Origin of the sequence: Spiroplasma endosymbiont of Tricholauxania praeusta (assembly GCF_964019535.1) — a bacterium.
In the GTDB taxonomy this organism is placed as follows: Bacteria; Bacillota_I; Bacilli_A; order Mycoplasmatales; family VBWQ01; genus Spiroplasma_E; species Spiroplasma_E ixodetis_A.
On sequence record NZ_OZ026450.1, the window covers coordinates 1,304,529 to 1,329,711 of the forward strand.

A 25,183-nucleotide genomic window follows, 5' to 3' on the forward strand; every position below is an offset into this window, starting at 1 on the left:
TATGCCCTTAATAAAAAGCATAAAAATGTAATAAATAATATCTTATTAAATCAATTTATTAATCAAATTTTATTAACAATACTAACTTACAAATAATTTAGATACTAATACTTATGATTAAAATTTAGCAATATACTGATTCCTTTCTCAATTAATTTTAATTAAGAACACCAAAAACAAAACAAATACCCTGATTTACAGATTGAAAAAACATTTAAAATTGGTATAATTTATATAATTTTAATTTATATATCTTATTAATCTTATTATTAAAACTTTGAAAAAGTTATAATATACATTTTTATGTATCAAAAAATATTATTTTTAATAAATAGCAAAATATATATAGCTAACGAAAGTAATGTTTACTCATAAATAATGTAAAATAATAATATGTAATTTAAACAATTCTTGCACTTACAAGTATAATTCAGCAATAATTAAAATAGATTAGGAAGATTAAATTATGCCAAAACCATACAGTGAGGACTTACGAAGAAAAGTAATAGAAGTTTATGAAAGTAAAAACATGAAAATTAAAGAAATTTGTAAAGTGTTCAATATCACTAGAAAGACTTTATTTTTATGAAGAAAAAGAAAGCAAAAAACCGGAAATATAAAACCAATTTTGAATTATCAAAAAGGACATAGCCACAAAATAAAGGATTTAGATGAATTAAAAAATTATTTAGCAGAAAATAAAGATGTTACAGTTCAAAAAGTAATTGAAAAATTTGGTGATATGACAAAAGAAACAGTTTATAACTATTTCAAAAAACTAAATTATACATATAAAAAAAACTTTTCTATATGAACAAAGAGATAAAAATAAACAAGAAGATTTTTTAAAAGAAATAGCGAAAATAATGAATGAAGATTTGGTATATATTGATGAATCTGGAATTGATGATAATGAATTTTATAAATATGGTTGGTCTGAAAAAGGTAAAAGATTATTTGATAATAAACCTGCATATAAAATAAAGAGAATGAGTATAATTGGTGCACTAAATAAAGGTAAATTAAAAGCTCTATGAGCATTTGAAGGACATTGCAATAGTAAAATTTTTGAATCATATGTTAAAAATATACTAATTCCAGTATTAAAGTGTGGACAAATTATAGTTTTAGATAATGCGACGTTTCATAAATCTAAAGCAACAAAACAATTAATTGAAAATGTTGGATGCAAACTATTATTTCTTCCACCATATTCTCCTAATTTAAATCCAATTGAACATTTTTGATTTGCTATAAAACATAATATAAGAAAAATATTACCAAATTATTGACCAAATATTAAAAACGCGATTGATTTTGTTTTTCAAGATATGAGTAAACATTACTTTCGTTAGCTATATAATAAAAGTTTAAATAAAATTAACTTTAATTATATTTAGAAGGGAAAAACATGAATAATAGTTTAAGTATAGTTACTAATACTATTTCTTCATTTCAAACCAATGAAGAAATAGTTTTGTCATTATTTAGTGATAATTTCCTATTAGTTATCGAGTAAAAATTTCCCAAAAGTGAAGTTAAATATACTTGGTGATAAAAATGGAAAGAAGCATGACTATGAAAGAAAAATATAAGTACAAAATTATAAATGATATTATTATTAATAAATTATCTAAACATCAAGCCAAGAATAAACTTAATCTAACTATTAGAAGAATTAACCAATTAATTCAAATTTTTAATAGAGAAGGTAAAGTTGGTTTTATTCATAAATCTCGCAATACAATTTCTAATAAGGCAACAAATTTTGAAATCAAAATTAAGATTATCAACTTGTATAAAACAAAATATTATAATTTTAATTTTCAACATTTTCATGAGAAATTAATGAATGAAGAAAAAATTAAAATTTCATATAGCACACTTTATACTATATTAATCAAAGAAAAAATTACTTCACCAAAAAGACATAAAAATAAAAAAAATAACTTACATCCAACAAGAAATCGAAGAACAAATTTTGGTGAATTAATTCAAATGGATGCAAGTAATCATCATTGATTTGGTAACGATAAACCAAAATCATTTTTACATGCTGCAATTGATGATGCTACAGGAAATATTGTTGGACTATGATTTGATCATCAAGAAACATTAGATGGTTATTATAATGTTTTTTATCAAATTTTAACTAATTATGGCATACCAAAAACATTTTATACTGATAATAGAACAGTTTTTGGATATAAGAAAAAAATTGATTCAGGTAAAATAAACACAGAAAATGACACTTATACTCAATTCCAAAAATGCTGTAATGATTTGGGTGTTGAAATAATTAGAACTTCAATTCCACAAGCTAAAGGTAGAATTGAACGTTTATTTGGAACACTTCAAAGTCGATTAATTAGTGAATTACGACTTAATAAAATTAAAACATTAGATGAAGCTAATCAATTTCTCAAAATGTACATAAACGTTTTTAATAAACAGTTTGCCTTTCCTATTGATGATAATAAATCTGCTATGGTTAAAGCTCCTACACAAGAAGAAATAAATATTTATCTTTCAAGATTTTCTAAAAGAAAAACAGATAGTGGTTCAACTATAACATATTATGGTAAAAAATATTTTCCTTATAAAAATAACAAAGTTCAATACATACAATCTCGAATTGATGTAATTGTACTTAAATCGTTTATTAATGAATTATATCTTAGTTACAATAATCAAATATATGAACTAAAAGAAATAGCACTAAAACCAATTATTAAAGACAACTTGATAAAAACTAAAAAAGTTTATATACCCAATAAAAATCATCCTTGAAGATATGGATATCAATAATTCCTAATTAAAGTTATATAAGATTTACATTTTTTGAATACTAAACCATATAAATTTTTAAAATGTTTGTATATGAGCAAATTTGGTGCTTTAAAATTGATTTTAAAGATATAAAGAGATTACAAATTCAATATCTTCCTCTTTTACATTTTTTTGTGATTTTCTACTAGAACTTTGACTTTTGCTTGTTGAAGCTTCACTGTTTACTTTTGATTTGTCTTTTTGAAATCCAAGAGCATTAGTAACTCTTTTTTTATTTTTTTCTAGTATTTTATAAAATACTAGAAAAAAAGAACTTTCATTGTTAATTGAAAAAATTTAGGCAAAAAAAGCACGATTATTATATCCACTAGTTGAAGGTTGATTTGTCAACTCCATTGAATTTATTTCTTCTTTTTCAAGTTCTTTTAATAAGTTTTTTTTATTGTTATTTATTTTACAATTATAAATACAATAACCAATAATAATTGATGTTGTAATTAATCCATAACCAATAAAACCTGTTGTTGGTCAAAAATAATCTGACTCATAAAAATTAGTTAAATAATTTTTAATATTTGTTCATATATCTTTTTTTGTTTCAAAAAGTTCAGTACTAGTATTATTAGCATTATTAGTTTGATTATTGAAATTTGTCATTTCAGTTGTTGTTATTTTATTGAATATTTTTGATACAGGAGTTGAGATTACCGATGGTAAAGTAGTTATGTTATTAATAATTACCGATAGCATACTATCATTTCATGAATTGGTCTCCATATAAACTATCCTTTCAAAATAAAAACCTATTTGTTTAAAAATAAAACAATGGGTTAAAAACTATATTTAGTTTTTAACAATATTATAATTAATAAATTTTTAAATATTAAATATTTCTATATTATAAAAAATAGAAACTAAAATTTTCAGGATTATTTAAAATTTGTGTATTTTACTGAAATAGTTTAAATTTCCCAAAATAATTTAGTTTTTTTGATAAGTATTTTGGGAAATTTTCACTCGATATTGACAAATGAAGAAATAGTTAATAAACAATCTAAAAAAAGAAAATGACAAGAATATGAACAAAAACCTGAAGTAAAAGCAAAAAAGAAAGAATATAGACAAAAACCTGAAGTAAAAGCAAAAAAGAAAAAATATAGACAAAAACCTGAAGTAAAAGCAAAAAAGAAAAAATATGATCAAAAACCCGAAGTAAAAGCAAAAAAGAAAAAATATAGACAAAAACCTGAAGTAAAAGCAAAAAAGAAAAAATATGATCAAATGTGATACCAAAAAAATAAACAAAGAAAGAAAAAATATGATCAAAAACCCGAAGTAAAAGCAAAAAAGAAAAAATATGATCAAATGTGATACCAAAAAAATAAACAAAGAAAGAAAAAATATGATCAAAAACCCGAAGTAAAAGCAAAAAAGAAAAAATATTATCAAAGATCCGAAATAAAAGTAAGAAAGAAAAAATATGAGCAAAAAAGACATCAACTTATTAAAGAAAGAGAAAGAGAATTGCAATCCGATCATGTTTCTAGTTCAAAACAAATTTTTGATTTAAGTAATTTTAATAGTGATGATATGTATGATGAACAAGTTATAAAAAATGTATTAAATAATTTAGAATTAGATCAATTAAATTTATTAGATAAAACTATTGAACAATTGTTAGTTAGTGAAAAAATAGCAAAACAAAATGTTGAATGAAATAACAGTATTGTAGTTACAAGTAACTTTGATAGTGATATTTATGATTATAATTTATCAACCGGACTTACTCCTTAATTAATTTTAATTATTAATATATTTTAAATTTAAATTAAGAATTTTTAATTAAAAAAAATAATAGTGAGTATAAGAAAAAATAAAAATGATAAATATTATGACTCTTGTTGCAAAATTTTTAATTAAATTTAATATTAATAACATTTAAAATTGGTAAAGCTAATTCATATACGTTTATTATTGTGAATAATAATCATCAATAAATGGAATTCTTCAAAAAATTTCTAGATGATAAGTATAAGATATAAGAAATGCTAACAATCCTACACCAATAATAAAGAAAAATATATCTTTAAAATCAATATGGTATTGACGAAAACGTGTTCTTTTACCTTGTGGATCATAACCCCTTGAATCCATAGCGTACGCTAAATCTTCTGCTTTTTGAAATGAAGAAACTAATAAGGGAATAATTAATGATACTAACGATTTAACTTTTTCTTTAAAATGACCATTTTTTAAATCTACACCACGTGATGCTTGCGCTTTTAAAATTCTACCGGCTTCATCTAATAATGTAGGAATTGAACGAAGAGCAATAGAAATAATCATTGAAATAATATGTACTGGAAATTTAATTAATTTTAGTGGTAACATTAAATCTTCTAATGCTAATGTTAAATCTAATGGTTGTGTTGTGGTTGTTAAAATTGTTGTAATTAAAATCATTAAATAAATTCTAAGAGCAATATAAATACTAACAAATATAGCTTTATATGATACCTTAATACCGTGCCAACGTCAAATCATTCCAACATTAGGGCCATCAGTTAAAAAACAGTTAATTATAAATAAAATAAATGCCATAAATAAAATGGGGCGCATTAATTTTAATAACATCATAAAAGGTAATTTTGCACAAAAGAAAATTGTTATGACAGTAAAACCAATAAGAGCATAACCTTCAAAACCAGTATGAAAAAAAAGTGAAGCAATTAAACAAATTAAAACTAATAATTTAATTCTTGGATCTACACGATGAATGATTGAATTTAAAGGTAAATAACGACCAAAACTAACTTTCATTATTTATTACTCCTTACTTTTTATTGCTATTTTTTTTGGATAATATTTTTGATAGCTGGTCAATTAATTCTGAATCACTTCTAGCAGTAATTTTTGATGTATCAAATCCTGCTGCTTCTAATTTATATAAAAAACTATAAATTTTTGGTGGTTCAATTCCGGTTTCGGTAATTAATTTTTTATCTCTAAAAATAGTAATTGGATCTGCTTTTTTATAAATCTGTGTATTATGTAATACAATAACTTCATCAGCAACCATTAGTACATGATTCATATTATGAGTTACTAAAATAATAGTTTTGTTTTCTTTATGATTTAAATCATAAAATAAATTAATTAATTCTTTTTCACCATCGGGATCAAGTCCTGCTGTTGGTTCATCTAAAATTAAAGTATGACCTTGTAATGCCAAAATACCAGCAATAGCAACTCTTCGTTTTTGACCACCAGACAAATCAAACGGACTTCTTGATAAGTATGTTTCGTCTAATCCAACCAAATTAATATATTTTTTTGCTAACTCTCGTGCTTTATCTTTTTTCTCACCAAAATTAACTGGTCCAAACATAATATCTCGTTCAATAGTTTCTTCAAATAACTGATATTCGGGAAATTGAAAGACTAAGCCAATTTGTTTACGTATTTTTTTAATATCACGAATTTTTTTTTGATTAGCCTTAATAATAAAATCATTAATGGCAACTGAACCTGCCATTGGAACTAATAAACCATTAATATGTTGAATCATAGTTGATTTACCACTACCAGTTTCACCAATAATAGCAACTATTTTTTGTTCAACAATTTCAATAGTAATATCTTTTAATGCTTGATATTGATAAGGGGTTTTTGGAGAATAAGTATAACTTACTTCTTTGAATTTAATTGACATAAGCTAGAAATCAACTCCTCTTCACTTAATGTTTCATTAATATTAATCCCCTTATTTTTTAAACCTAACGATACTTTTAAAACAAAAGGAATATCTAAATGAATACTTTGTAAAAACTCTCATTCTTTTAATATTTCAGATGGAGTTCCATAACGAACTAACTTACCTTTATTCATAACAATAATTTTATCGGCATTAATAATTTCATCCATATCATGAGTAATAGAAATAATAGTTTTATTGCGTTGTTCTTGTAATTTTAACATAATTTCTTTAACTTCTCGTTTACCTTTTGGATCAAGCATACTAGTTGCCTCATCAAAAATAATAATATCAGGTTCTAAAGCTAAAACTGAAGCAATAGCTACACGTTGTTTTTGACCACCAGATAATCATAGCGGTTCATGATCTAAATATTTTTCCATACCCACTGCCCTAGAAACTCTGTCAATAATTGCTGGCATATCACTGGGTTCAACTAAATGATTTTCCAAGCCAAAAGCAATATCATCACGAACAGTTGAACCTATAAATTGATTATCAGGATTTTGAAAAACAATACCTAAGTGACGACGTAATTGTTTAATGTTTTTATTAGTAATTGTTTCACCAAATAATTGAATTGTACCTTTTTGTTTGTGTAAAACACCAATAATAATTTTTGAAAGTGTTGACTTACCACTACCATTATGACCAATTATAGTAATATATTCACCATGATTAATATCAAAACTAACATTATCAACAGCGTTATTGTATTCTGGTTTATAACGAAATTCAACATTTTTTAAACTTAATGAAATTTTAGATTTAATCATATTACTTCTAACTCCATTTTAAATATTATGCTAGTAAAATTATAACAGTAATTTTATATATATCAATTTATAATTTATAAAAATTATAAAAAAAGAAAAAAATGAACAATATCTGTTCAAAATTGAAGTAAAATTATTGTTCATTTTCTAATAAAATTTAGTTTATAAATTAAAGTTATATAAATTTCTATTCTATAAAATTAATGTAAAGAAATATCCGGATTTTTAGAATTTTCTTTTAATAAAGAATCATTTTTTGTTACTTCTTCTGTTGATTTCAATAATTTGTCACTTCAACTTTTAGATGAGCTGGGTACTGCTGATGAAGTTGAAGGTTGCGGATCATTATTTGAAATATTATTTTTTGATAATTTTTCTAGTTCTTTTTTAATATCTTTTAATTCTCGTTTTTTATCTTCTATTTTTCTTGTTGTTTTACCATGATTATTATAACAACCACAGCTCATAAGTAATCAAAATTTATTTCAAAAATCTTTTAATTTTTCAGCTTCTAATTTCCTAATTTCCGCTTCTAAAGATTTTTCTTTTCTTTGATAATATCCTAATGTAAGTTTTTGTTTACTACCTCTATAAAGTTTAGTAAATGGTTTATATATACGTTTAAATCATGGTTTTGCATTTTGCTGAGTAGAAGTAACATTTTCTTCTGGTGAAATTATTATTGATTCTTCTAATGAATTATTTTTTATTCGTTTTAAGACATCTTTTTTTTCTGTAATTTCTTTGACAATTTTTATAGAAGATTTTTCAAGCCTACATATTGTCAAAAGTAAACTTAAAATTTTTGAATTAATATTTGCTTTATCTATAACCACTATATTTAGTTTATGCTGTAATTCATATATTTCACAAATTTTCTTGTTTTTTTTGATCTCCAATTCTGCTATTTTAACTTCATTTTCTGTTTTTTTATTTGAATATAATTTATGATTTGCTTTTATTAATTGTTCTTTATTTTCTAAAATAATTTGTTTATGTTTAAATTCTTCAAATTCTAATAATGTTATTTCTTTCTCTTTTCTTTTTAAACTAGCAGATAAATTAGCAATTTTTAATCTTACTTCTAATATTTCATTTTCTTTTTCTTTAATCAAAAGATTCACATTACTATCATCATCAACTATGGTTTCTTTTAATTTACCTATTTCTTCTTCCATTTCTTTATCAATTTTTTTGAATTTTTCTAATTCATTTATTATTTCTTGTTCATTTTCTTTTAATTTTGTTATATTTTCTTGTATTTGTTGTTGTTGCTTTTCTTCTACTTCAACTTTATTTTCAATTTCTTTTCTTAAGTTTTCTAATTTTATTAAATCTTTTTCTTTAAACTTTACCTCTTTTTCTTCATATTTAATATTTTTTTCTTTTTTTTCCTTTAATTTATTTTTAATTTCATTTAAAGCTATCTTAAGTTTTTTAATTTCTTTACTTAAACCTTCTTTTTCATCATTAATATTTAATTTTAGTTTTTCTCATTTTTTTATTTCTTTTTTTTCATTTTTAATTTGATTATCATTTTCTTTGATTTCTTTTTCAAAGGCTTTAATTACTTTTTTTATTTCTGAACTTTCTTTTTTACGGTTTTCTTGTTCAGTAACTGGCATCAAAATCTTCCTTTCAAAATAAAAAAAATCGATTATTTTTTTAAAAAAAAATAATGGATTGAAAACTATATTTAGTTTTTCATCTATATTATATATAAACTTTATTGAATATATATTATACTTGCTAGATAACACTTTTAAATTTTTATAAAATATTTAAGAATTATTAAAAAAGTTTATTTTTAAACACTAAAATCTTGTTGTATAAGAAAAAGTATCAGTAATTAAACTATCTGGAAAATTATTATTAGATTCTCAAATTATACTGTCTACATCACTTGTATCATCATTACTTAATAAGGAAACAGTATCAACCTCATCATAATAACTATTAGTATCAGATATATTAGTATCAGATATATTATTATCAATAATAACTTCAACAAAACGTTCAAATTTAATATTTTTACTTAAGAGATAATTTTCTATTAAATTCATTATTTTAATTTTATCTTTTCTATTACTTTTTTTCACAATTAAATCATATGCAGTTAATCCAGTTTTATCTTTTATTGTTAAATCAATATTAGGTATTTGTAACAGTTCTTCTATTACTTCAAATCTAGAATAAAGAACTGCTTGATGCAAGGGAGTATATCCTAAATTATTTTGTATATTTATTTCACCACCTGCGTTTAATACTAATTTTAATAATTCAACATTAGATCTTAGTACACAATCATGAATTGGACTATCTCCTTCAGTGTCCTTAGAATTAATTTGATCATAAGATAAAATAGAAAGCAATGTTTTTACAATTTCTTTATAATTTTCAACTAAAATTTTAGTTCTACTGTCCTTTATACCCATATCATTATTTGATATAAATCTAAAGTAACCTAATGGATTACCTCTTTAGGTAAGCCCGTTGTGTCAACACTAGCACCTACAATTGCACATTTTAAAGGATTACCAATTTTTTCTGCTACATAATTTATTAATGATTGATCATTTAATTTTTGTATTAATAATTTTACAATATCTACATTTCCAAAAAGTGTTGCTATATGGAATATATTTCATCCTTTAATTGAATTAATATTTCAGTTAGGATCTAATGATTTTCATAATTCATTATTAGTAAACAATAAATTAACATTAGAATTATTAATTAAAAATTCAATAACTTCATTATCAAATTCACCATATTTGATAAAACGTTTGGCAGCATATTCGAAAGCACATTCAATAGGTGTTTCTCCATTTTTATTTTTATTATTAATTAATTCTTTATTAATTGATAATAAATATTTTAAAATATCAATTTGACCATTATTTGCAGCAATATGAAAAAGATTACTCTCATTATCAATTATTTCTTCTAAACTAATAATATTAGTTAATAATTTTATACCTTTGATATTTCCTTCTTCAATTAATTTTTTTGCTAATGCAAAACTTAATTTACTTTTAAATAAAATTTAATCATTAACTTTAAATAATTTTATTAATTGTTCCTTTTCATCATTCATAATAAGAAAATTAGCACATCTATAACTAACATTAATATGATAATTATTTACTATTATATTTTCTAATTCTTCTAAAAACCATTCTAGCTTTTTTAATTCTGCAGAATCTTTTAAACTATCTCCATCTTTAGCATATTCATAGTTAATTAATCTTTCTTTTATTATTTCAAGATTATCTTGTAATTTTAATTTTATCTCTTCTATAATTTTAAAATTTTCTAGTTCTTTAAAAGATTTATCAATAAGTTGATAAGTATTAATTTTTTCTTGAAATATTTTTTTTACATTCTTAATAAATATCTCTATATCTAAATTACTAATATTTTCTATAGATATCATCTTTCATTTTCTCCTTTTTATTCAAATTAAAAGTAAAATTTAATAAACATAAAAGAAACTAATATAGATAAAATATCCATATTAGTACTAAACATTTATTAAATTATGAATTAATAATATCATAAAAGTTTTCTAACTTTATATAATTTTAAAAAATATAAAAAAAAAACTAAATTTTACTATATAAAAATAAAACCAAAAAAATCAAAATTACTATGTCATAAAAATAGAATTTACTATTAATAGTAAATTCTATTTTTATTCTTTTAACTTATATTTTTTTTAATTAGTTTATCATCACTAACAACAAACTCTACATTCTTTGTTGTTGAAGGAACTCATTCACCAACACTTGGATCAAAATAAAGTCCTCTTTTTGGTTCCATAAATCAAAATATAATCATATAATTATTTTTATAATTAATCTCATTAAGATCATCAAAAACCGATGTTGGATCCTTTCCTACTGCCACTTTTTTATAAATTGAATTACCATTAGCATCTTTAATAGTAATTTTTATATAATCACTGCCTCCATAACCAATATTAAATTTTCATTATTACCACTGATGAAAAATGTTTTCTTAGTTTTATTTAAATTAATAATTGCTCGATATTGTGTTAAGTCCTGTCCCATTCCTTCTAATAATATACTATTTGCAAAATTTAATTTCACTGGAATTTGATATTTATTACCAACAAAATCTTCATTTCTATCTATAATTACAAAATTAGTATCAATACTTTTTTTATCAAGAAAATCAGGTTACTGGTTGATAACTTCGCAATTCATGTTCAACAATAGCATCATAATGACCATCAAAGATATTATTTCAAATCTCTTTTGTTAGTTTTGAATATTTACTTACAATTTTTTCAGTATCTTCATCAGCTTTAATTCCTCATTTAGCAAAGAATGGAATTAGATTTCGATTAGCTATTTTTGAAGTCATTTGAATAAAAAATTGTTTTTTTAATTCATTATCAGTTGGTAATAACTTATCATCTAATAATCGACAAGATTGATTTAAAGTTGAATAAAATCATTTTCCAAAGGCCTGATCTAATTGTCAAAACATACCTAATTTAACAAAAAGTGATTGTTTATCAAAATTTTTATCAGCATGTGATTTAATTAAGTTATTTTGAAATCCAAATTCTCTTTCAACTCAAAGCGCACTAATATTTACTGTAACTATAATAAAAATACCATAAAAAATATTTATCAATAATTGTATTAAAAAATACAATTTTATTTAAAATTGTCAACATATAAAAAAGAGAAAACATAAAAATGCTTTACTCTTTCCAAAAATTTTCTTGCTTTAGTATTTTTAATTAAACAAAAGTAATTAATACCATTGGCGCATTATCACCAGTTCTATTATCTACTTTAATTAACTTTGTATATCCACCTTTACGGTCTTTATATCTTTCAGCAATATTGCCAAATAATGTTGGAATAACACCATCCTTTGGATGCTCTTTAGTTGTAATTTTACGCAATTTAGCAATTGCCATTCTTCTTGACGAATACTATGCATCAAGTTCAATTTCCTGTGTTGTGATTACTTCAAATATTTTCAAAATTTAATTTTATAAAATCATTTAATGAACCTTTCTCTGTTTCTTTTAAATGAATAATTGCTCCATATTTTATTGGCTTTGATATATGATCAAATAAATCCACTCTCGTAGCAACTAATGAAAAACTATCAAAATCTTTATTAATTTTAATTCCTTTATTATTACTAAAATTTTGATCAATAACAACTTTGTTTGGATCATATTTACCAAAATTTTTTCGTAATTCTATTTCTTCAGCATCTTCACCATCTATTTTAGCCCTCTTATTAGGTTTAACGATATTAGTAGTTCTAATTTTTCCCTCTTCTGTTAAATACTTATACACCAATTTCATTGAAATTTCTACGCATGAATATTCATCAATTTTAATTTTTGGTTTAGCAACATTATATGAAACAGAATATCCAACTGTAAACTTTGTAACTCTTTTAACAATATTAAATGGTAATTTAATTGGTATTTCTTTTCTTTCACCGGCTTTTATCTCACCTTCAACAAAAATAAACGTGTCACCATTTTCTAAAAATGATAGATTAGCGATAGGATATGAAATTTTAGTAAGATAATTAATTACTGCTCGTGAAGTTTCTAAACTTATTGAATATTTTTGTTTTAAAAATGCAACTTTCCTTGTAACTAGGGGAGCTGCAAAAGAAGTTCCTGCATCTATTATAACCTCATTTGTTGAATTCAACATTTGTAAAAAATTATTTGAGCAATCCTTGGCACCAAAATCATTACCAATTTCATATGTAGATGGTTTTTCAAAAATACCAAATACATTACCAACTCCTGTATATTTTGAAACCTTAAGATCTTCATTATTTGTTTCATAAACTGCACCAACAGATATTGCAGAAAATGAATCAGCTGGTGAATGAAGTTTATTTAATTTATCGTTACCAGACGCTACAATAAATTGAACATCACATTCAAATTGTAAAATATCAAGTAATTTTCCAAACACTGAAAGTTTATTATAATCTACTCTAGGTGCACCTAATGATAAATTTCAAATTTTAATATCATTATTTTCCCTAACTATTTTTTCTACGGTTTTCATTAAGTAAAAAAGATTAATTTTTCCTAAAGGTAATGCTTCAAAAGTTTTAACATTAAACTCTCCAAGATTATCAGAAAAATTAGGATTAAGATAATCATTACCAATTATTAAGGATGCAACTTTAGTACCATGTTCATAACTACTTTCAAATATTGAAGGTAAAAAATTTCCTCCATCAGTATGATATGTTTGTCAACTGTTATGGAAAATACAGTTTGTATCAATAATTCCTATTTTTTCTCCATTATTTTTAGAACTAATAATTTCTAAATTATAATTATCAACTTGTTTATTGCTATCATCAAAAGTAATTTCTACATCTTCTACTGCTTGAAAAATAATAAATGGATCTTTATCAATAACTTTATTTAAATCATTAATATTAATATTTAAAAACTCATTTGCCACAATTTCATTATCTGCAATTAAAATTCCATCTTCTAAAAGCATTTTTTTAAAAATTTTAAAATCAATTATTTCATAAATTGAAATAATTGGAGAATAACTTTGTTTTTCAAAAAATTTAATTGTAATATCTTCAATATAAATTAAATCATTTAAAATCAATTTATATTTTCATAATTTTTTATCATTTAAATATTTTCTTATTTTTTCTTATTTTATTTTATTAGAACTTACAATATCATTATTAATTTTATTTATTTCAATATCATCTTCGTTAGTTATAGCAGCAATTGTTTCAGAAATTAAATTAATGGTTTCAAGTAAATCATTTTTACTACATGAATATACCAAATTAATTTTTTTTAGTTCATTATTATCACTAAATACATAATTTGAACCAATTTGAATTGGTCTCTTTGAATCTTTTTTAAAAATTTCTTTAATTCTTTTTGTTTTAGGCATTATTTTTGAAAATGATAAAGTTATTGGTAAATAAATAAATTTTGAAAAATATTCATACATGTTAATCATTTTTTCACATTTATTTTTTAAATTAATTAAAGTATTAATATTGAATGTTCATTTAGAATAATCTATTCCGCCGCCAGAATTATTTGGTATTATCTTTTCTGGTGATTTAAATTTAATTATTGCCATTTTTTAAACCTCTTTGAATTGTTGATTTGCTAATTGACACTATTTTTTCTATTTCTCTTAAAGATAATCCCATTTTTTTTAATAATTCAATTGATTCAATATTTAAAATTTTAACAATTGATTTTTCTACCGAATAATCATATATAATTGACTCAGTTATAATTCTTTCAACTAAAGAATAATCTATTTCTTCTTTTTTATATGTTAATATTTTGCGACAAATTTCCTTTTCAAAATTAATGTTATTTAAAATAGCTAAAGAAAATAATTCTTTTTCAAAAATTTCTAAACTAATATTATTCATCTTAATATTGACATTAAATCTTCTTAAAGTTGCTGAGTCTATGGAATTGACTTGATTAGAAATTGCAAATAAAATTGTCCCTTTTGGTAATGAGTCTAAAATCATATTAAATGTTCCAATCATTCTTTGATATTCATCATTTATTTCTCTATTTCTAGAACCAATAAGAGAATCAAACTCATCAATTATAAAAATAGAATTTATATAATTTTTTCTAATATCTATTAATAATTTTTGAAGATTTTTTTGAGTTTCACCTAATTTATGGGAAGTTAAATTTGGAGCACTAATTGAAAATAATTTTTTATCAAGTGATTTTGCAATATCACTTACAAATGATGTTTTTCCTGTTCCAGGACGACCAGTAATTAAGATTTTAACTGCTCCAATTTTAGAAGTTTTATTATGATCTCCTAAAAAATAAATCATTTTTTGTAATGGTTCATAATTTTCTCAAATAATTTTATTTGATAACTCTTCTTTTTTAACAACTAAATATTCATCATTAATTGAATTAATCGATATGGTTGATGTATTACCAATAATAGAAGTAATATAATCAGCATCTTTGGTTTTCCCTTCATTTTTTAATTCAATTGCAAATTTTTTTACTAATTCTATAACTGTTGCTCTGTTTAAATTAACTGCTGCTTCAATTATATCAACAATTACTTTTTTCATTTTATTAAAATGTCCCCTTTCTTATTTTCTATTAAATTATAATATATATTTTTTATTTTTGGGACAAAATTAAATATTTTGGGACAAAAATAAAAAATTTTTAAATATTAACCATAAATTAATTATTAAAAATAACTAAAAGTGGGACAAAATAAAAAAGAGAAAACATAAAAATGCTTTACTCTTTCCAAAAATTTTCTTGCTTTAGTATTTTTAATTAAACAAAAGTAATTAATACCATTGGCGCATTATCACCAGTTCTATTATCTACTTTAATTAACTTTGTATATCCACCTTTACGGTCTTTATATCTTTCAGCAATATTACCAAATAATGTTGGAATAACACCATCCTTTGGATGCTCTTTAGTTGTAATTTTACGTAATTTAGCAATTGCCATTCTTCTTGAATGCAAATCACCACGTTTAGCTAATGTTACTAAAGGTTCAATAAATGTTTGTAATCTTTTTGCTCTTTTTTCTAACAAAACTAATTTTCCATGAACAATTAATTCACTTGCTAAATTACGGATTTCAGCATCTACTTTAGCACTATTTCTTCCGATATCGTTAATATATGACATTTTTTCTTATCCTCCTTCTTAGTTTTTAATAGAAAACTCTAAATTATGTTTTGATACACAATCTTCAATTTCTTTAATTGATTTTGAACCTAAATGTTTAATTTGTTTAATTTCATCTAAACTTTTACTTACAATATCACCCAAAGTTTTATAACCATCACGTTTTAAACAATTGTATGAACGAACAGTTAAATTCAATTCTTCTAAGGCTTTGTTTAAATCATTATTTTCTTGCTCATTAGTAATTGAAATAACTTCAAAGTTTTTAACATTATCATCTAAATTAACAAAAAATTCAATATGACTCATTAAAATTTTAGCTGCCATTGCAATAGCTGATGCTGCTTTAACTGAACCATTAGTTTGTACACCAAGAATTAATTTTTCATATTCAATACCTTTTAATGTTTTAGTTACAGGTTCAATTTTATAATCAACTTTTTCAACGGGTGAAAAGTTTGAATCAATAGCAATAATGCCTGAACTATTAGCAATTTCTTTTTTATTTTCCTCAAATGAAGAATAACCACGAGATTTCTTTACCATTAATTCCATTTCAAAAAGAACATTTCTTGAAGTTGTTCGAGCAATAATTAATTCTGGATTAACTACTCTAACATCAGTTGGACAACTAATATCTCCAGCAGTAATATCTTGTTCACCAGTAATACTAATTTTTAAATTAGCAATTTTTTCGTCCTTTTGAATATCACCATCAAAGGCTAAAACTAAGTCCTTAACATTTAAAATTATTTCAGAAACATTTTCAATTACACCTTTAACTGCAGTAAATTCATGAGATACACCACTTATTCTAATTGCATATACAGAAATACCTGGTACTGAAGATAATAATGTTCTTCTTAAGGCATTAGCTAAAGTTGTTCCATAACCACGTTCTAATTGACTCACAATAAATTCACTGTAATTAATAGCACTATTTTCACTGTTTAAACTAAATTTTGGTTTTAAAAATTGTTGTTCCATGTTTTATTTTCACCTACTTTATTTTCTTGGTTTTTTTGGTGGACGACAACCATTATGAGGGATTGGTGTCACATCATTTAAATCTTTGATTTCAAAACCTACTGCTTGTAAACTACGAATTGATGGTTCTCTTCCTGGTCCTGTTCCATTAACAAAAACACTTAAAATTTTAACTCCGTGTTCCATAGCAGTTTTACCTGCAGCTTCAGCTGCTAACTGTGCTGAGTGAGGAGTTGATTTACGAGTTCCTTTGAAACCTACTGCTCCAGCACTTGATCAAGCAATAACATTACCATTAAGATCAGTAATAGTAACAATAGTATTATTAAAACTTGCTTTAATAAATGCTTTTGCTTTAATAAAATTAGGATTAACTTTAATTTTTTTCTTTACTGTTGTTTTTATATTCATTATTTTTTTCCTCCTAATTAACTTGCTTTTTTCTTGTTAGCAACCGTTTTACGTGGTCCCTTGCAAGTTCTTGCATTAGTTTTTGTTGATTGTCCTCTGGCTGGTAATCCTTTACGATGACGAATACCACGATAACATCCAATTTCCATTAATCTTTTAATGTTTAAAGACACTTCACGTCTTAGTTCACCTTCAGTTTTATATTTCTTTTCAATTAATTGACTAATTGAACTTAATTCTTTTTCTGTTAATTCATTAATTTTTTTAGTTTCTTCAATTTTTAGTTCTTTTAATATTTCTGAAGATTTGCTGCGACCAATTCCATAAATTCTTGTTAAACCAATTACTGTATGTTGATTTCCAGGAATATTTACTTGCGCAATTCTTCGACTTGCATTGTTAGTATTTGATGTCATATTTATTTTTCCTCCTTAATATTTCTATCCTTGACGTTGCTTATGTTTAGGATTTTCACAAATGATTACATTACGTTTTTTACGTTTGATTGGTTGACATTTGTCACAAATTTTTTTAACTGATGCTTGTACTTTCATCATTTTCCTCCTGTTAAACTATTAGTTTTCTTTGTTTTCATCATCTTTATTTATCGGTAAATGTGTAGTAGCCATTCTGTTACGAAAAGTAATTCGTCCTTCAGTTAAATTATAAGTTGATAATTCAACTTTTACATGATCACCTTTGATAATTTTAATTTTATGTGTTTGCATACGACCCGATGGTCTTACAATAGGAGTAAAGTCATATTCATTCAACTTTACTTTAAATCTAGCATTAGGTAAGACTTCTATTACTATACCTTCACATTCAATAGTACTATCATTAGTTTTTTTTACTTTTTGAACTTTGGGTTTAACTACTTGTTTTGGTTTAGCCATTAATTACATTCCTCATTATTTTTTTGATTTTCATTAAGTATTGTTAGTACTTCACATCCATCATTAGTTACTAGGATAGTGTGTTCAAAGTGAGCAGTTTGCTGTTTATCAGCAGCAACTACTGTTCACTTATCACTTAAAACCAGAATTTTATCAGTTGTTGTTTGAACCATTGGTTCAATACAAATTGTCATTCCTGACTGCAATTTTATTCCAGTGTTGGGCTTACCAACATTAGGAATAGCTGGGTCTTCGTGGAGTTTTTTACCAATACCATGCCCAGTATATGATGTTGGTAAATAAAAGCCTTCGCTTTCTACATAAGTTTGAATGGCGTTACTAATATCACCAATTCTAACCCCTGGTGCAATAATTGCTATTGCTTTATTTAATGATTCTTTAGTCACATTAATAAGTTTTGCTTGTTCTGGTGTTGGTTTCCCACCAACACACATTGTAAAGGCAGCATCTGCATGATAACCATTAACAGCAGCACCAGCATCAATTTTCACAATATCATTCATTTTAAAAGGTTTATCATTAGGAATGCCATGAATTAATTGTTCATTAACTGAAACACAAATTGTGGCAGGAAACCCATGATAATTTAAAAAAGAAGGTACAGCATTATTTTCTTTAATAATTTGTGCTGCCACTTTATCAAGTATTTTACCCGTTATCCCAACTTTTATTATCTTTGCTAACTCTTTATGAATAAGTGCTACAACTTGACTAGCGGCTTTGATATTTTGAATTTCACTTTGACTTTTAATGCTAACCATTATTTTTATTTCCTTTTAATGATGATAAATATGATTTAATTTGTTTTTTAATATCACTATTATCTTGGTTGGCATCCACTGTTCTTAACAGTCCACGTTCTTGATAAGAATCTACCAATGGTGCCGTTGCTACTTTGTAAGTTTTTAAACGATTGATAATTGTCTTTTCATCACTATCATCAATTCGCTTAATTAATTTTACCCCATCATTATCACAAATACCAGTAATCTTTGGTGGTAGGAAATTAAGATTATAAATTGCTTTACATTGAGGACAAGTAACTCTTGAAGACAAACGTTTAATAACTGTTTCTTCATTAATATCTAGATACAATACCATTGAAAGCGTTTCATTCAAACTTGTTAATACTTTATCTAATGATGCTACTTGTGAAATTGTTCTTGGATAACCATCAAGAATAAAATTATGTTTAATATCTTTTAAAGTATTACTAATAATCTCGTTTGTAATCTCATCAGGAACATATTGACCCTTATTAACATAAGTTTGAGCTTTTTTACCTACTGGTGATTGTTTTGTGATTTCATCACGAAACAAATCACCAGTTGATAAATGCATTAAATTATATTGTTCTTTCAGAAACTGTGACTGTGTCCCTTTCCCTGATCCTGGTGGACCTAAAATAATTAAATTCATCGTTACCCCCTAAGACCATAAGTGTTCTTTAACATCTTTGTTGTCCTTATAATTTAAGAATGAATGTTGAGTAATTCGTCCCTTAATTTGTTTTGTTGTATCTAATGCTACTCCAACCATAATTATTAATCCAGTTCCACCAACTGCTAATGAAGAAGGTAGATTAGTAAATTTAGAAATCAAAAATGGAGTTACTGCAACAGCAGTTAAGAAAAAGGAACCAATCGTACTTAAACGATTTAACATTCTTTTAATATAAATTTCTGTTTCCTTCCCTGGCTGAACGCCAGGAATATAAGTTCCTGATTTTTGAAAATTCTTAGCCATTTGTTCGGGATTAATTTGCACTTGTGCATATAAGAAAGTAAACATAATCGTCATTATAGCAAAAATACTAATTCCCGGCCACGACTGTAAAGATAAATAATTTCTAGCAAAATTAGCAAAACCACTATTTTGATCAACAATTTGCGCCACTGTCATTGGAGCAGTAATTAGTGCCGAAGAAAAAATAACAGGAATTACTCCAGCTGAGTTAACTTTTAAAGGTAAATAAGAACTTTTATCACCCTTTAAAGTTAAACCACTACCAGTTTGTTGAATTGGTAAGTGTCGCTCTGATTCACTAAAGAATACAACAACAAGAATAATCAGTAGGAAGGCTGCAAAATAAAGAGCAAATTTTAAAGCCCCTTGAAAAATAACACCATTATTAGTATCTGGTCCTACTCAATACTTAAAAGTTGAAGCTAAGTTAAATGGTAAATTAGCAGCAATTCCACCAAAAATAATTAGTGAAATTCCATTACCAATACCACGATTAGTAATCTGATCAGCCATTCATAATGATAACATTGTCCCTGCTAGTAAAATAGCTGGAATCAATACATAATAGAAAACTTCTGGTCCAGCTGCTCCCGATCCCGAACTTCAATCAACACTAATAATATGTTGAGATTGTAAACCAAAGATTGTGGCAAAACCTTGCATAATAGCAAAGGGGACAGTTAATACTCGATTCATTAACTCTAATTTTTTCTTACCTTTTTCTCCTGATTTAGCTCATCTTGTTAAGGTAGGAACAACATCAGTTGATAATAACTGAACAATAATTGATGCAGTAATGTAAGGTGACACTCCAAGTGCAAAAACAGAAAATCTGCTAATAGCACCACCACCTAACATTGAAATTAAATTAAAGAATTCAATACCACTACTATTACTGCTACTTAAATCTTCATTCAAAGTTACTCCTGGAACTGTAATAAATGCTCCAACACGAAAGATAAATAAAATAAAAATGGTAAATAAAATTCTAATTATAACTTCTTTATACTTTTTTATTAATTCACGGGTTGTTGTGAACACTTAGATCACCTGCGCTTTTCCTCCGGCTTGTTCAATAGCAGTAATTGCTGATTTTGAAAATTTATGAGCTTTAATTGTTTTTGGTGTTGTTAATTTACCTTTACCAAGAACTTTAATACCATCTTTTTTACTTCTAATCAATTTTAATTGAAATAAAAGTTCAGGTGTTATTTCATGCTCTTTAATTAAATCAATTTGTTCTAAGTTAATAATACTATAATTGGTTGTAGTAAAGTTAGTAAACCCTCGTTTTGAAATACGACGATATAGTGGTGTTTGTCCTCCTTCAAATCCGGGTCTTGTTCCACCACCGGTACGGGCATTTTGTCCTTTTGTCCCTTTACCAGCCGTTTTACCTTTTCCAGATGAAGTTCCTCTACCTAAACGTTTAATGTCTTTACGAGAACCTGGTGTTGGTTTTAAGTTATGTAATGTTGTTTCCATAATCCACCTCTAACCATTACTACGCTTAGTAGTAAGATTTTTATTTTTTATAAAATATTCTGCTGGTTTAACATTGCCAAGACCTGCAATTGTTGCTCTAGCTAAATTAATTTTATTTCTAGATCTAAATGCTTTTGAATAAATATTATGAATACCAGCTAATTCTAAAATATCACGAGCAGATCCACCAGCTTTAATTCCGATTCCTTCTTTAGCTGGTTTTAATAAAATTTCACTTCCACAATATTTACCTTTAACTTCATGAACAATAGAATTATTGTTTTTAGTTATCGTAATTGTTGTTAAATTTTTGTGAGCAGCTTCAATTGCCTTTTTAATTGCATCAGGAACTTCATTGGCTTTAGATATACCAAAACCAACTACTCCTTTACCATTACCAATAGCAACAGCAGCAGAGAAACGCAATCTTCTTCCCCCGGTTGTTACTTTGTTAATTTTTCTGATTCAAATCACTTTTTCAATAAATTCACTTGGAGTTTTTGGTTTACGTTCAAAATTTTTACGTGGTTCACGAACTTTATTTTCTTTTTTATCGTGGCTATTTCTTGGTTGTGATGAATTAGTATGTCTAATTTTATTTTCATTACCAGTAGGATTTTTTACTTCTGCTTTAACAGAAGGTTTTGCTACTGATTTTTGAACTTCAGTATTTTCTTTATCATCAATAATTGTTTTTTTATTTTCTAAACTCATACTTTTAATTCTCCTTTTTTAGAATTCTAATCCAGCACTACGCGCTGCTTCTGCGAATGCTTTCACTTTACCATGATATAAATATCCACCACGATCAAAAACCACTTTTTTAATTTTTTTCTTAATAGCTAAATTAGCAATTGTTTCTCCAAGTTTAGTAGCAGCATCTATATTGCTTTTTGATGCTAAATCTTTAAATGTTAATGTTGATACACCAATAATTGTATTTGAAGCAGTATCGTCAATAATTTGAGCATAAAAACTATTATTAGATTTAAAGATATTTAAGCGTGGTCTTTCACTAGTACCCATAATTTTACTACGAATACGATAATGACGAACTTTACGAGCTTGTTGTTTATTAATCATTTTCTATTCTCCTTAAGTGCCAGTATAAGATTATTTACCTTTACCAGCAGCTTTTCCTTCCTTACGACGAATGTGTTCATTTTTATATTTGATTCCTTTACCTTTATATGGTTCTGGTTTACGGAATTTACGAATTTTGGCTGCAACTTCTCCAATTAATTGTTTATCAATACCACTAATTTGTAATACTGTTGGTTTAGGAGCAACAATGGTAATTCCTTGCGGAATTTCAAACTTAATAGGATGAGAATATCCTAATGTTAAATTTAAGATATTAGCTTGGACAGCAGCACGATATCCAACACCATTTATTTCTAATTCTTTCATGAAACCTGTTGATACACCAACTAACATTCCATTAATTAATGAATTAGTTGTTCCGTGAAGTTGTTTATTTTTTTTGTTATCATCAGGTCTTGTTGTAGTAATTGTTTTTTTCTCTTCATCAACGTTAATTTTAATAACATTTGGTAATAGTTTTTTTAAAGAACCTTTTGCTCCTGTAACAGTTAACAAGTTACTTGCATCTAGCGTTATTGAAGTATTTACTGGAATGGTAAGGATACGGTTACCAATACGTGACATATAGAGTTTCCCCCTTATCATACATAAGCAAGAACTTCGCCACCAAGACCAAGTTTTTTTGCTTGTTTATTTGTCATAATACCTTTTGATGTAGAAATGATTGCAATTCCATAACCATTTAACACACTTGGTAAGTCTTCACATTTTGCATACATTCTTAATCCTGGTTTAGATATTCTTTTTAAACCAAGAATTGGACTTTTACCAGTATGAACTAATAAAAGTTCTAATTTAGGTTTGCTAGGATTTTCTTTAGTAACACGATATTTTTCAATATAACCATTTTTTTGCAAGATATCGGCTATCTTAACTAGTTGTTTTGAAGAAGGTACACTAACTACTCGATGTTTACTGCTATCCGCAGCGCTAATAGCATTACGAATAACTGTTAAAATATTACTTATTGGATCTGTCATCATAATTATATACCTCCTATCATGATGCTTTTCTAATACCAGGAATTTGTCCTTGGTATACTAAACCGCGAAAACAAATACGGCATAACATAAATTTACGAATAACCGCATGAGGACGGCCACACTTTTGACAGCGTGTATATGCTTGCGTACTAAACTTTGATTTACGGGCTTGTCTTACTTTTAATGAAGTTTTTGCCATCTTATGCCACCTGCTTTCCTTGTTTTTTAAACGGTAATCCTATTTTTTTTAATAACAATAATGCTGTTGCATTATTTGATGTTGTGGTAATAATTGAGATTTCCATACCACGAACTTTATCTACTTCTTCATAATTAATTTCAGGAAAAATAATTTGTTCTTTAATACCAACAGTGTAATTACCATTTTGATCAAATGCTTTAACTGATAAACCTTGAAAATCACGAATTCTTGGTAAAGAAATTGAGATAAATTTATCAAGGAAATCATACATTTTTTCGCCACGTAATGTAACTTTACAACCAATTGGCATTCCCGCTCTTAATTTAAAGCCGGCAATTGATTTTTTCGCTTTAGTGATAATTGGTTTTTGACCAGTAATTTTTGATAATTCAGATACTGATTTATCAATGGCTTTTGGATTACTACTTGCATCTCCAACACCAATATTAATAACAACTTTTTCAATTTTGGGTACTTGCATTATTGATGTAAAATTTAATTCTTTTTGCAATTGGGGAATAATAGTTTTATTATATTTTTCTTGTAAACGATTCATTTTTATGCTGTTACTCCTTTATTATCGTAATTCTGTTTCAGATCTTCGTGCAATACGAACTTTTTTGCCATCTTTATCAATTTTGTACCCAATTTTTGTTACTTTTTTATCTTTTTTACCATCAAGGATCATTACATTAGAAATGTGAACACTAGTTTTTACTTCCACAATTCCACCTTCTTGATCATTTTGAGTAGGTTTTTTATTTTTCTTAGCAGTAATACCTTCAATAATAACACGATTTTTTTCACGAAGTACTTGGATAATTGGTCCGGTATGACCTTTATGCTTTCCTGCAATGATTTTAATTTGGTCGCCTCTTTTTAATTTAGTATCAAGACTAATAACTGGTTTCTTTTTGCTTGCCATTTATTTCATCCTCCTAAACAATTTCTTCTGCTAAAGAAGCAATTTTATTATAACCACGCTCTTTAACTTCACGAGCCAAGACACCAAATACTCTAGTACCACGTGGCGTTTTATCTTCTTTAATAATTACTACTGCATTATCATCAAATTTTACACAAGAACCATCATTACGTTTTACACCAAATTTACTACGTACGACAACTGCATTAACAACTTGTCCTTTTTTCATTGCACTATTAGGTGTTACTGATTTTGCTGAACAAACAACAATATCACCAATTTTAGCAAATTTTTTAGTACTACCACCCAAAACTCTAATAACCATAACTTCTTTAATACCAGTGTTGTCAGCCACATTGGCTCACGATAGATTTTGTAACATCTTTC

General features: G+C 25.5%; 36 protein-coding genes and 1 pseudogene. 4 read left to right on the top strand and 33 right to left on the bottom strand.

Going from position 1 to position 25,183, the window contains the following annotated elements; translation table 4 throughout:
- Positions 1–466 precede the first annotated feature (466 nt).
- From AACK96_RS07165 to AACK96_RS07175, 3 genes are all read left to right on the top strand, one after another.
- The gene (locus AACK96_RS07165) at positions 467–826 is read left to right on the top strand and encodes a helix-turn-helix domain-containing protein (RefSeq protein WP_338973555.1); all 360 of its coding nucleotides are present in this window, start codon (positions 467–469) and stop codon (positions 824–826) included.
- A gap of 28 nt (positions 827–854) precedes the next feature.
- On the top strand, positions 855–1,355 hold the full coding sequence (locus AACK96_RS07170; RefSeq protein ID WP_338975131.1) for an IS630 family transposase: 501 nt from the start codon (positions 855–857) through the stop codon (positions 1,353–1,355).
- Between the two features lie 205 nt (positions 1,356–1,560).
- A complete protein-coding gene (locus AACK96_RS07175) occupies positions 1,561–2,808 on the top strand; it encodes an ISNCY family transposase (protein WP_338973446.1) in 1,248 nt (415 codons plus the stop codon).
- A 318-nt stretch (positions 2,809–3,126) separates the two neighbouring features.
- Here AACK96_RS07175 and AACK96_RS07180 read toward each other — a convergent pair whose 3' ends face one another.
- Entirely contained in the window at positions 3,127–3,540 is a 414-nt protein-coding gene (locus AACK96_RS07180; RefSeq protein ID WP_338973439.1) for a hypothetical protein, read from the bottom strand.
- A 273-nt stretch (positions 3,541–3,813) separates the two neighbouring features.
- On the opposite strand from AACK96_RS07180, the gene AACK96_RS07185 reads away from it, so the two are divergent.
- A complete protein-coding gene (locus AACK96_RS07185) occupies positions 3,814–4,584 on the top strand; it encodes a hypothetical protein (protein ID WP_338974123.1) in 771 nt (256 codons plus the stop codon).
- Between the two features lie 177 nt (positions 4,585–4,761).
- Here AACK96_RS07185 and AACK96_RS07190 read toward each other — a convergent pair whose 3' ends face one another.
- The 32 genes and pseudogenes from AACK96_RS07190 to rplN all read right to left on the bottom strand — a co-directional run bounded on the left by AACK96_RS07190 (position 4,762) and on the right by rplN (position 25,178).
- A complete protein-coding gene (locus AACK96_RS07190; protein ID WP_338974125.1) occupies positions 4,762–5,610 on the bottom strand; it encodes an energy-coupling factor transporter transmembrane component T in 849 nt (282 codons plus the stop codon).
- A 13-nt stretch (positions 5,611–5,623) separates the two neighbouring features.
- Positions 5,624–6,502, bottom strand: coding sequence for an energy-coupling factor transporter ATPase (locus AACK96_RS07195; RefSeq protein WP_281748539.1), 879 nt, complete (start codon positions 6,500–6,502; stop codon positions 5,624–5,626).
- Complete coding sequence (locus AACK96_RS07200) at positions 6,478–7,320, bottom strand: energy-coupling factor transporter ATPase (RefSeq protein ID WP_338974127.1); 843 nt, start codon at positions 7,318–7,320, stop codon at positions 6,478–6,480. Before AACK96_RS07200 ends, AACK96_RS07195 begins: the two co-directional genes overlap by 25 nt.
- Before the next feature lie 200 nt (positions 7,321–7,520).
- Positions 7,521–8,945, bottom strand: coding sequence for a hypothetical protein (locus AACK96_RS07205; RefSeq protein WP_338974129.1), 1,425 nt, complete (start codon positions 8,943–8,945; stop codon positions 7,521–7,523).
- A gap of 189 nt (positions 8,946–9,134) precedes the next feature.
- Positions 9,135–9,755, bottom strand: coding sequence for an ankyrin repeat domain-containing protein (locus AACK96_RS07210; RefSeq protein WP_338974131.1), 621 nt, complete (start codon positions 9,753–9,755; stop codon positions 9,135–9,137).
- A gap of 29 nt (positions 9,756–9,784) precedes the next feature.
- Entirely contained in the window at positions 9,785–10,033 is a 249-nt protein-coding gene (locus tag AACK96_RS07215; RefSeq protein WP_338974133.1) for an ankyrin repeat domain-containing protein, read from the bottom strand.
- Positions 10,034–10,114: 81 nt separating this feature from the next.
- Positions 10,115–10,366: pseudogene (locus tag AACK96_RS08435) on the bottom strand (ankyrin repeat domain-containing protein); the annotation flags it as partial.
- Complete coding sequence (locus AACK96_RS07225; protein WP_338974137.1) at positions 10,367–10,756, bottom strand: hypothetical protein; 390 nt, start codon at positions 10,754–10,756, stop codon at positions 10,367–10,369.
- 266 nt (positions 10,757–11,022) lie between these two features.
- Positions 11,023–11,229, bottom strand: a complete 207-nt coding sequence (locus AACK96_RS07230; RefSeq protein WP_338974139.1) for a hypothetical protein — start codon at positions 11,227–11,229, stop codon at positions 11,023–11,025.
- A 276-nt stretch (positions 11,230–11,505) separates the two neighbouring features.
- On the bottom strand, positions 11,506–11,985 hold the full coding sequence (locus tag AACK96_RS07235; protein ID WP_338974141.1) for a M60 family metallopeptidase: 480 nt from the start codon (positions 11,983–11,985) through the stop codon (positions 11,506–11,508).
- A 109-nt stretch (positions 11,986–12,094) separates the two neighbouring features.
- Positions 12,095–12,277 carry a L17 family ribosomal protein gene (locus tag AACK96_RS07240; RefSeq protein WP_338974143.1) on the bottom strand — a complete coding sequence of 61 codons (183 nt, stop codon included), beginning with the start codon at positions 12,275–12,277 and terminating at the stop codon, positions 12,095–12,097.
- Positions 12,264–13,973: a S8 family serine peptidase gene (locus AACK96_RS07245; RefSeq protein WP_338974145.1), complete on the bottom strand. Its 1,710-nt coding sequence runs from the start codon at positions 13,971–13,973 to the stop codon at positions 12,264–12,266. Before AACK96_RS07245 ends, AACK96_RS07240 begins: the two co-directional genes overlap by 14 nt.
- Positions 13,974–14,021: 48 nt before the next feature.
- The gene (locus AACK96_RS07250) at positions 14,022–14,468 is read right to left on the bottom strand and encodes a hypothetical protein (protein ID WP_338974147.1); all 447 of its coding nucleotides are present in this window, start codon (positions 14,466–14,468) and stop codon (positions 14,022–14,024) included.
- A complete protein-coding gene (locus tag AACK96_RS07255; RefSeq protein WP_338974149.1) occupies positions 14,455–15,453 on the bottom strand; it encodes an ATP-binding protein in 999 nt (332 codons plus the stop codon). The genes AACK96_RS07250 and AACK96_RS07255 overlap by 14 nt, the downstream gene beginning before the upstream one ends.
- A gap of 217 nt (positions 15,454–15,670) precedes the next feature.
- Positions 15,671–16,036 (bottom strand): 50S ribosomal protein L17, encoded by a 366-nt coding sequence (rplQ, locus tag AACK96_RS07260; RefSeq protein WP_252319218.1) that lies wholly within the window; start codon positions 16,034–16,036, stop codon positions 15,671–15,673.
- A gap of 18 nt (positions 16,037–16,054) precedes the next feature.
- Entirely contained in the window at positions 16,055–17,023 is a 969-nt protein-coding gene (locus tag AACK96_RS07265; RefSeq protein WP_281748527.1) for a DNA-directed RNA polymerase subunit alpha, read from the bottom strand.
- Between the two features lie 18 nt (positions 17,024–17,041).
- Complete coding sequence (rpsK, locus tag AACK96_RS07270) at positions 17,042–17,434, bottom strand: 30S ribosomal protein S11 (protein WP_252319229.1); 393 nt, start codon at positions 17,432–17,434, stop codon at positions 17,042–17,044.
- 17 nt (positions 17,435–17,451) lie between these two features.
- A complete protein-coding gene (gene rpsM, locus AACK96_RS07275; RefSeq protein ID WP_174480910.1) occupies positions 17,452–17,850 on the bottom strand; it encodes a 30S ribosomal protein S13 in 399 nt (132 codons plus the stop codon).
- Positions 17,851–17,874: 24 nt separating this feature from the next.
- Positions 17,875–17,988: a 50S ribosomal protein L36 gene (gene rpmJ / locus AACK96_RS07280; protein ID WP_174480911.1), complete on the bottom strand. Its 114-nt coding sequence runs from the start codon at positions 17,986–17,988 to the stop codon at positions 17,875–17,877.
- A gap of 21 nt (positions 17,989–18,009) precedes the next feature.
- Positions 18,010–18,330: a translation initiation factor IF-1 gene (gene infA, locus AACK96_RS08440; protein ID WP_348774424.1), complete on the bottom strand. Its 321-nt coding sequence runs from the start codon at positions 18,328–18,330 to the stop codon at positions 18,010–18,012.
- Complete coding sequence (gene map / locus AACK96_RS07290; RefSeq protein WP_338958159.1) at positions 18,330–19,112, bottom strand: type I methionyl aminopeptidase; 783 nt, start codon at positions 19,110–19,112, stop codon at positions 18,330–18,332. The genes infA and map overlap by 1 nt, the downstream gene beginning before the upstream one ends.
- Positions 19,105–19,770, bottom strand: a complete 666-nt coding sequence (locus tag AACK96_RS07295) for an adenylate kinase (RefSeq protein WP_281748525.1) — start codon at positions 19,768–19,770, stop codon at positions 19,105–19,107. Before AACK96_RS07295 ends, map begins: the two co-directional genes overlap by 8 nt.
- A gap of 9 nt (positions 19,771–19,779) precedes the next feature.
- Positions 19,780–21,138: a preprotein translocase subunit SecY gene (gene secY / locus AACK96_RS07300; RefSeq protein WP_338958165.1), complete on the bottom strand. Its 1,359-nt coding sequence runs from the start codon at positions 21,136–21,138 to the stop codon at positions 19,780–19,782.
- Entirely contained in the window at positions 21,139–21,582 is a 444-nt protein-coding gene (gene rplO / locus AACK96_RS07305; protein WP_174480916.1) for a 50S ribosomal protein L15, read from the bottom strand.
- 9 nt (positions 21,583–21,591) lie between these two features.
- The gene (gene rpsE, locus AACK96_RS07310; protein WP_338974152.1) at positions 21,592–22,296 is read right to left on the bottom strand and encodes a 30S ribosomal protein S5; all 705 of its coding nucleotides are present in this window, start codon (positions 22,294–22,296) and stop codon (positions 21,592–21,594) included.
- Between the two features lie 18 nt (positions 22,297–22,314).
- Entirely contained in the window at positions 22,315–22,665 is a 351-nt protein-coding gene (gene rplR, locus AACK96_RS07315; RefSeq protein ID WP_174480918.1) for a 50S ribosomal protein L18, read from the bottom strand.
- Positions 22,666–22,695: 30 nt separating this feature from the next.
- A complete protein-coding gene (gene rplF, locus AACK96_RS07320) occupies positions 22,696–23,250 on the bottom strand; it encodes a 50S ribosomal protein L6 (protein WP_252319239.1) in 555 nt (184 codons plus the stop codon).
- Positions 23,251–23,264: 14 nt separating this feature from the next.
- Complete coding sequence (gene rpsH / locus AACK96_RS07325; RefSeq protein WP_174480920.1) at positions 23,265–23,669, bottom strand: 30S ribosomal protein S8; 405 nt, start codon at positions 23,667–23,669, stop codon at positions 23,265–23,267.
- Positions 23,670–23,682: 13 nt separating this feature from the next.
- Complete coding sequence (locus AACK96_RS07330; protein ID WP_174480921.1) at positions 23,683–23,868, bottom strand: type Z 30S ribosomal protein S14; 186 nt, start codon at positions 23,866–23,868, stop codon at positions 23,683–23,685.
- Position 23,869: 1 nt separating this feature from the next.
- Positions 23,870–24,427, bottom strand: coding sequence for a 50S ribosomal protein L5 (rplE, locus tag AACK96_RS07335; RefSeq protein ID WP_174480922.1), 558 nt, complete (start codon positions 24,425–24,427; stop codon positions 23,870–23,872).
- Between the two features lie 21 nt (positions 24,428–24,448).
- The gene (gene rplX, locus AACK96_RS07340; protein ID WP_338974153.1) at positions 24,449–24,796 is read right to left on the bottom strand and encodes a 50S ribosomal protein L24; all 348 of its coding nucleotides are present in this window, start codon (positions 24,794–24,796) and stop codon (positions 24,449–24,451) included.
- A 13-nt stretch (positions 24,797–24,809) separates the two neighbouring features.
- A complete protein-coding gene (rplN, locus tag AACK96_RS07345; RefSeq protein ID WP_338974156.1) occupies positions 24,810–25,178 on the bottom strand; it encodes a 50S ribosomal protein L14 in 369 nt (122 codons plus the stop codon).
- Between the last annotated feature and the right edge of the window lie 5 nt (positions 25,179–25,183).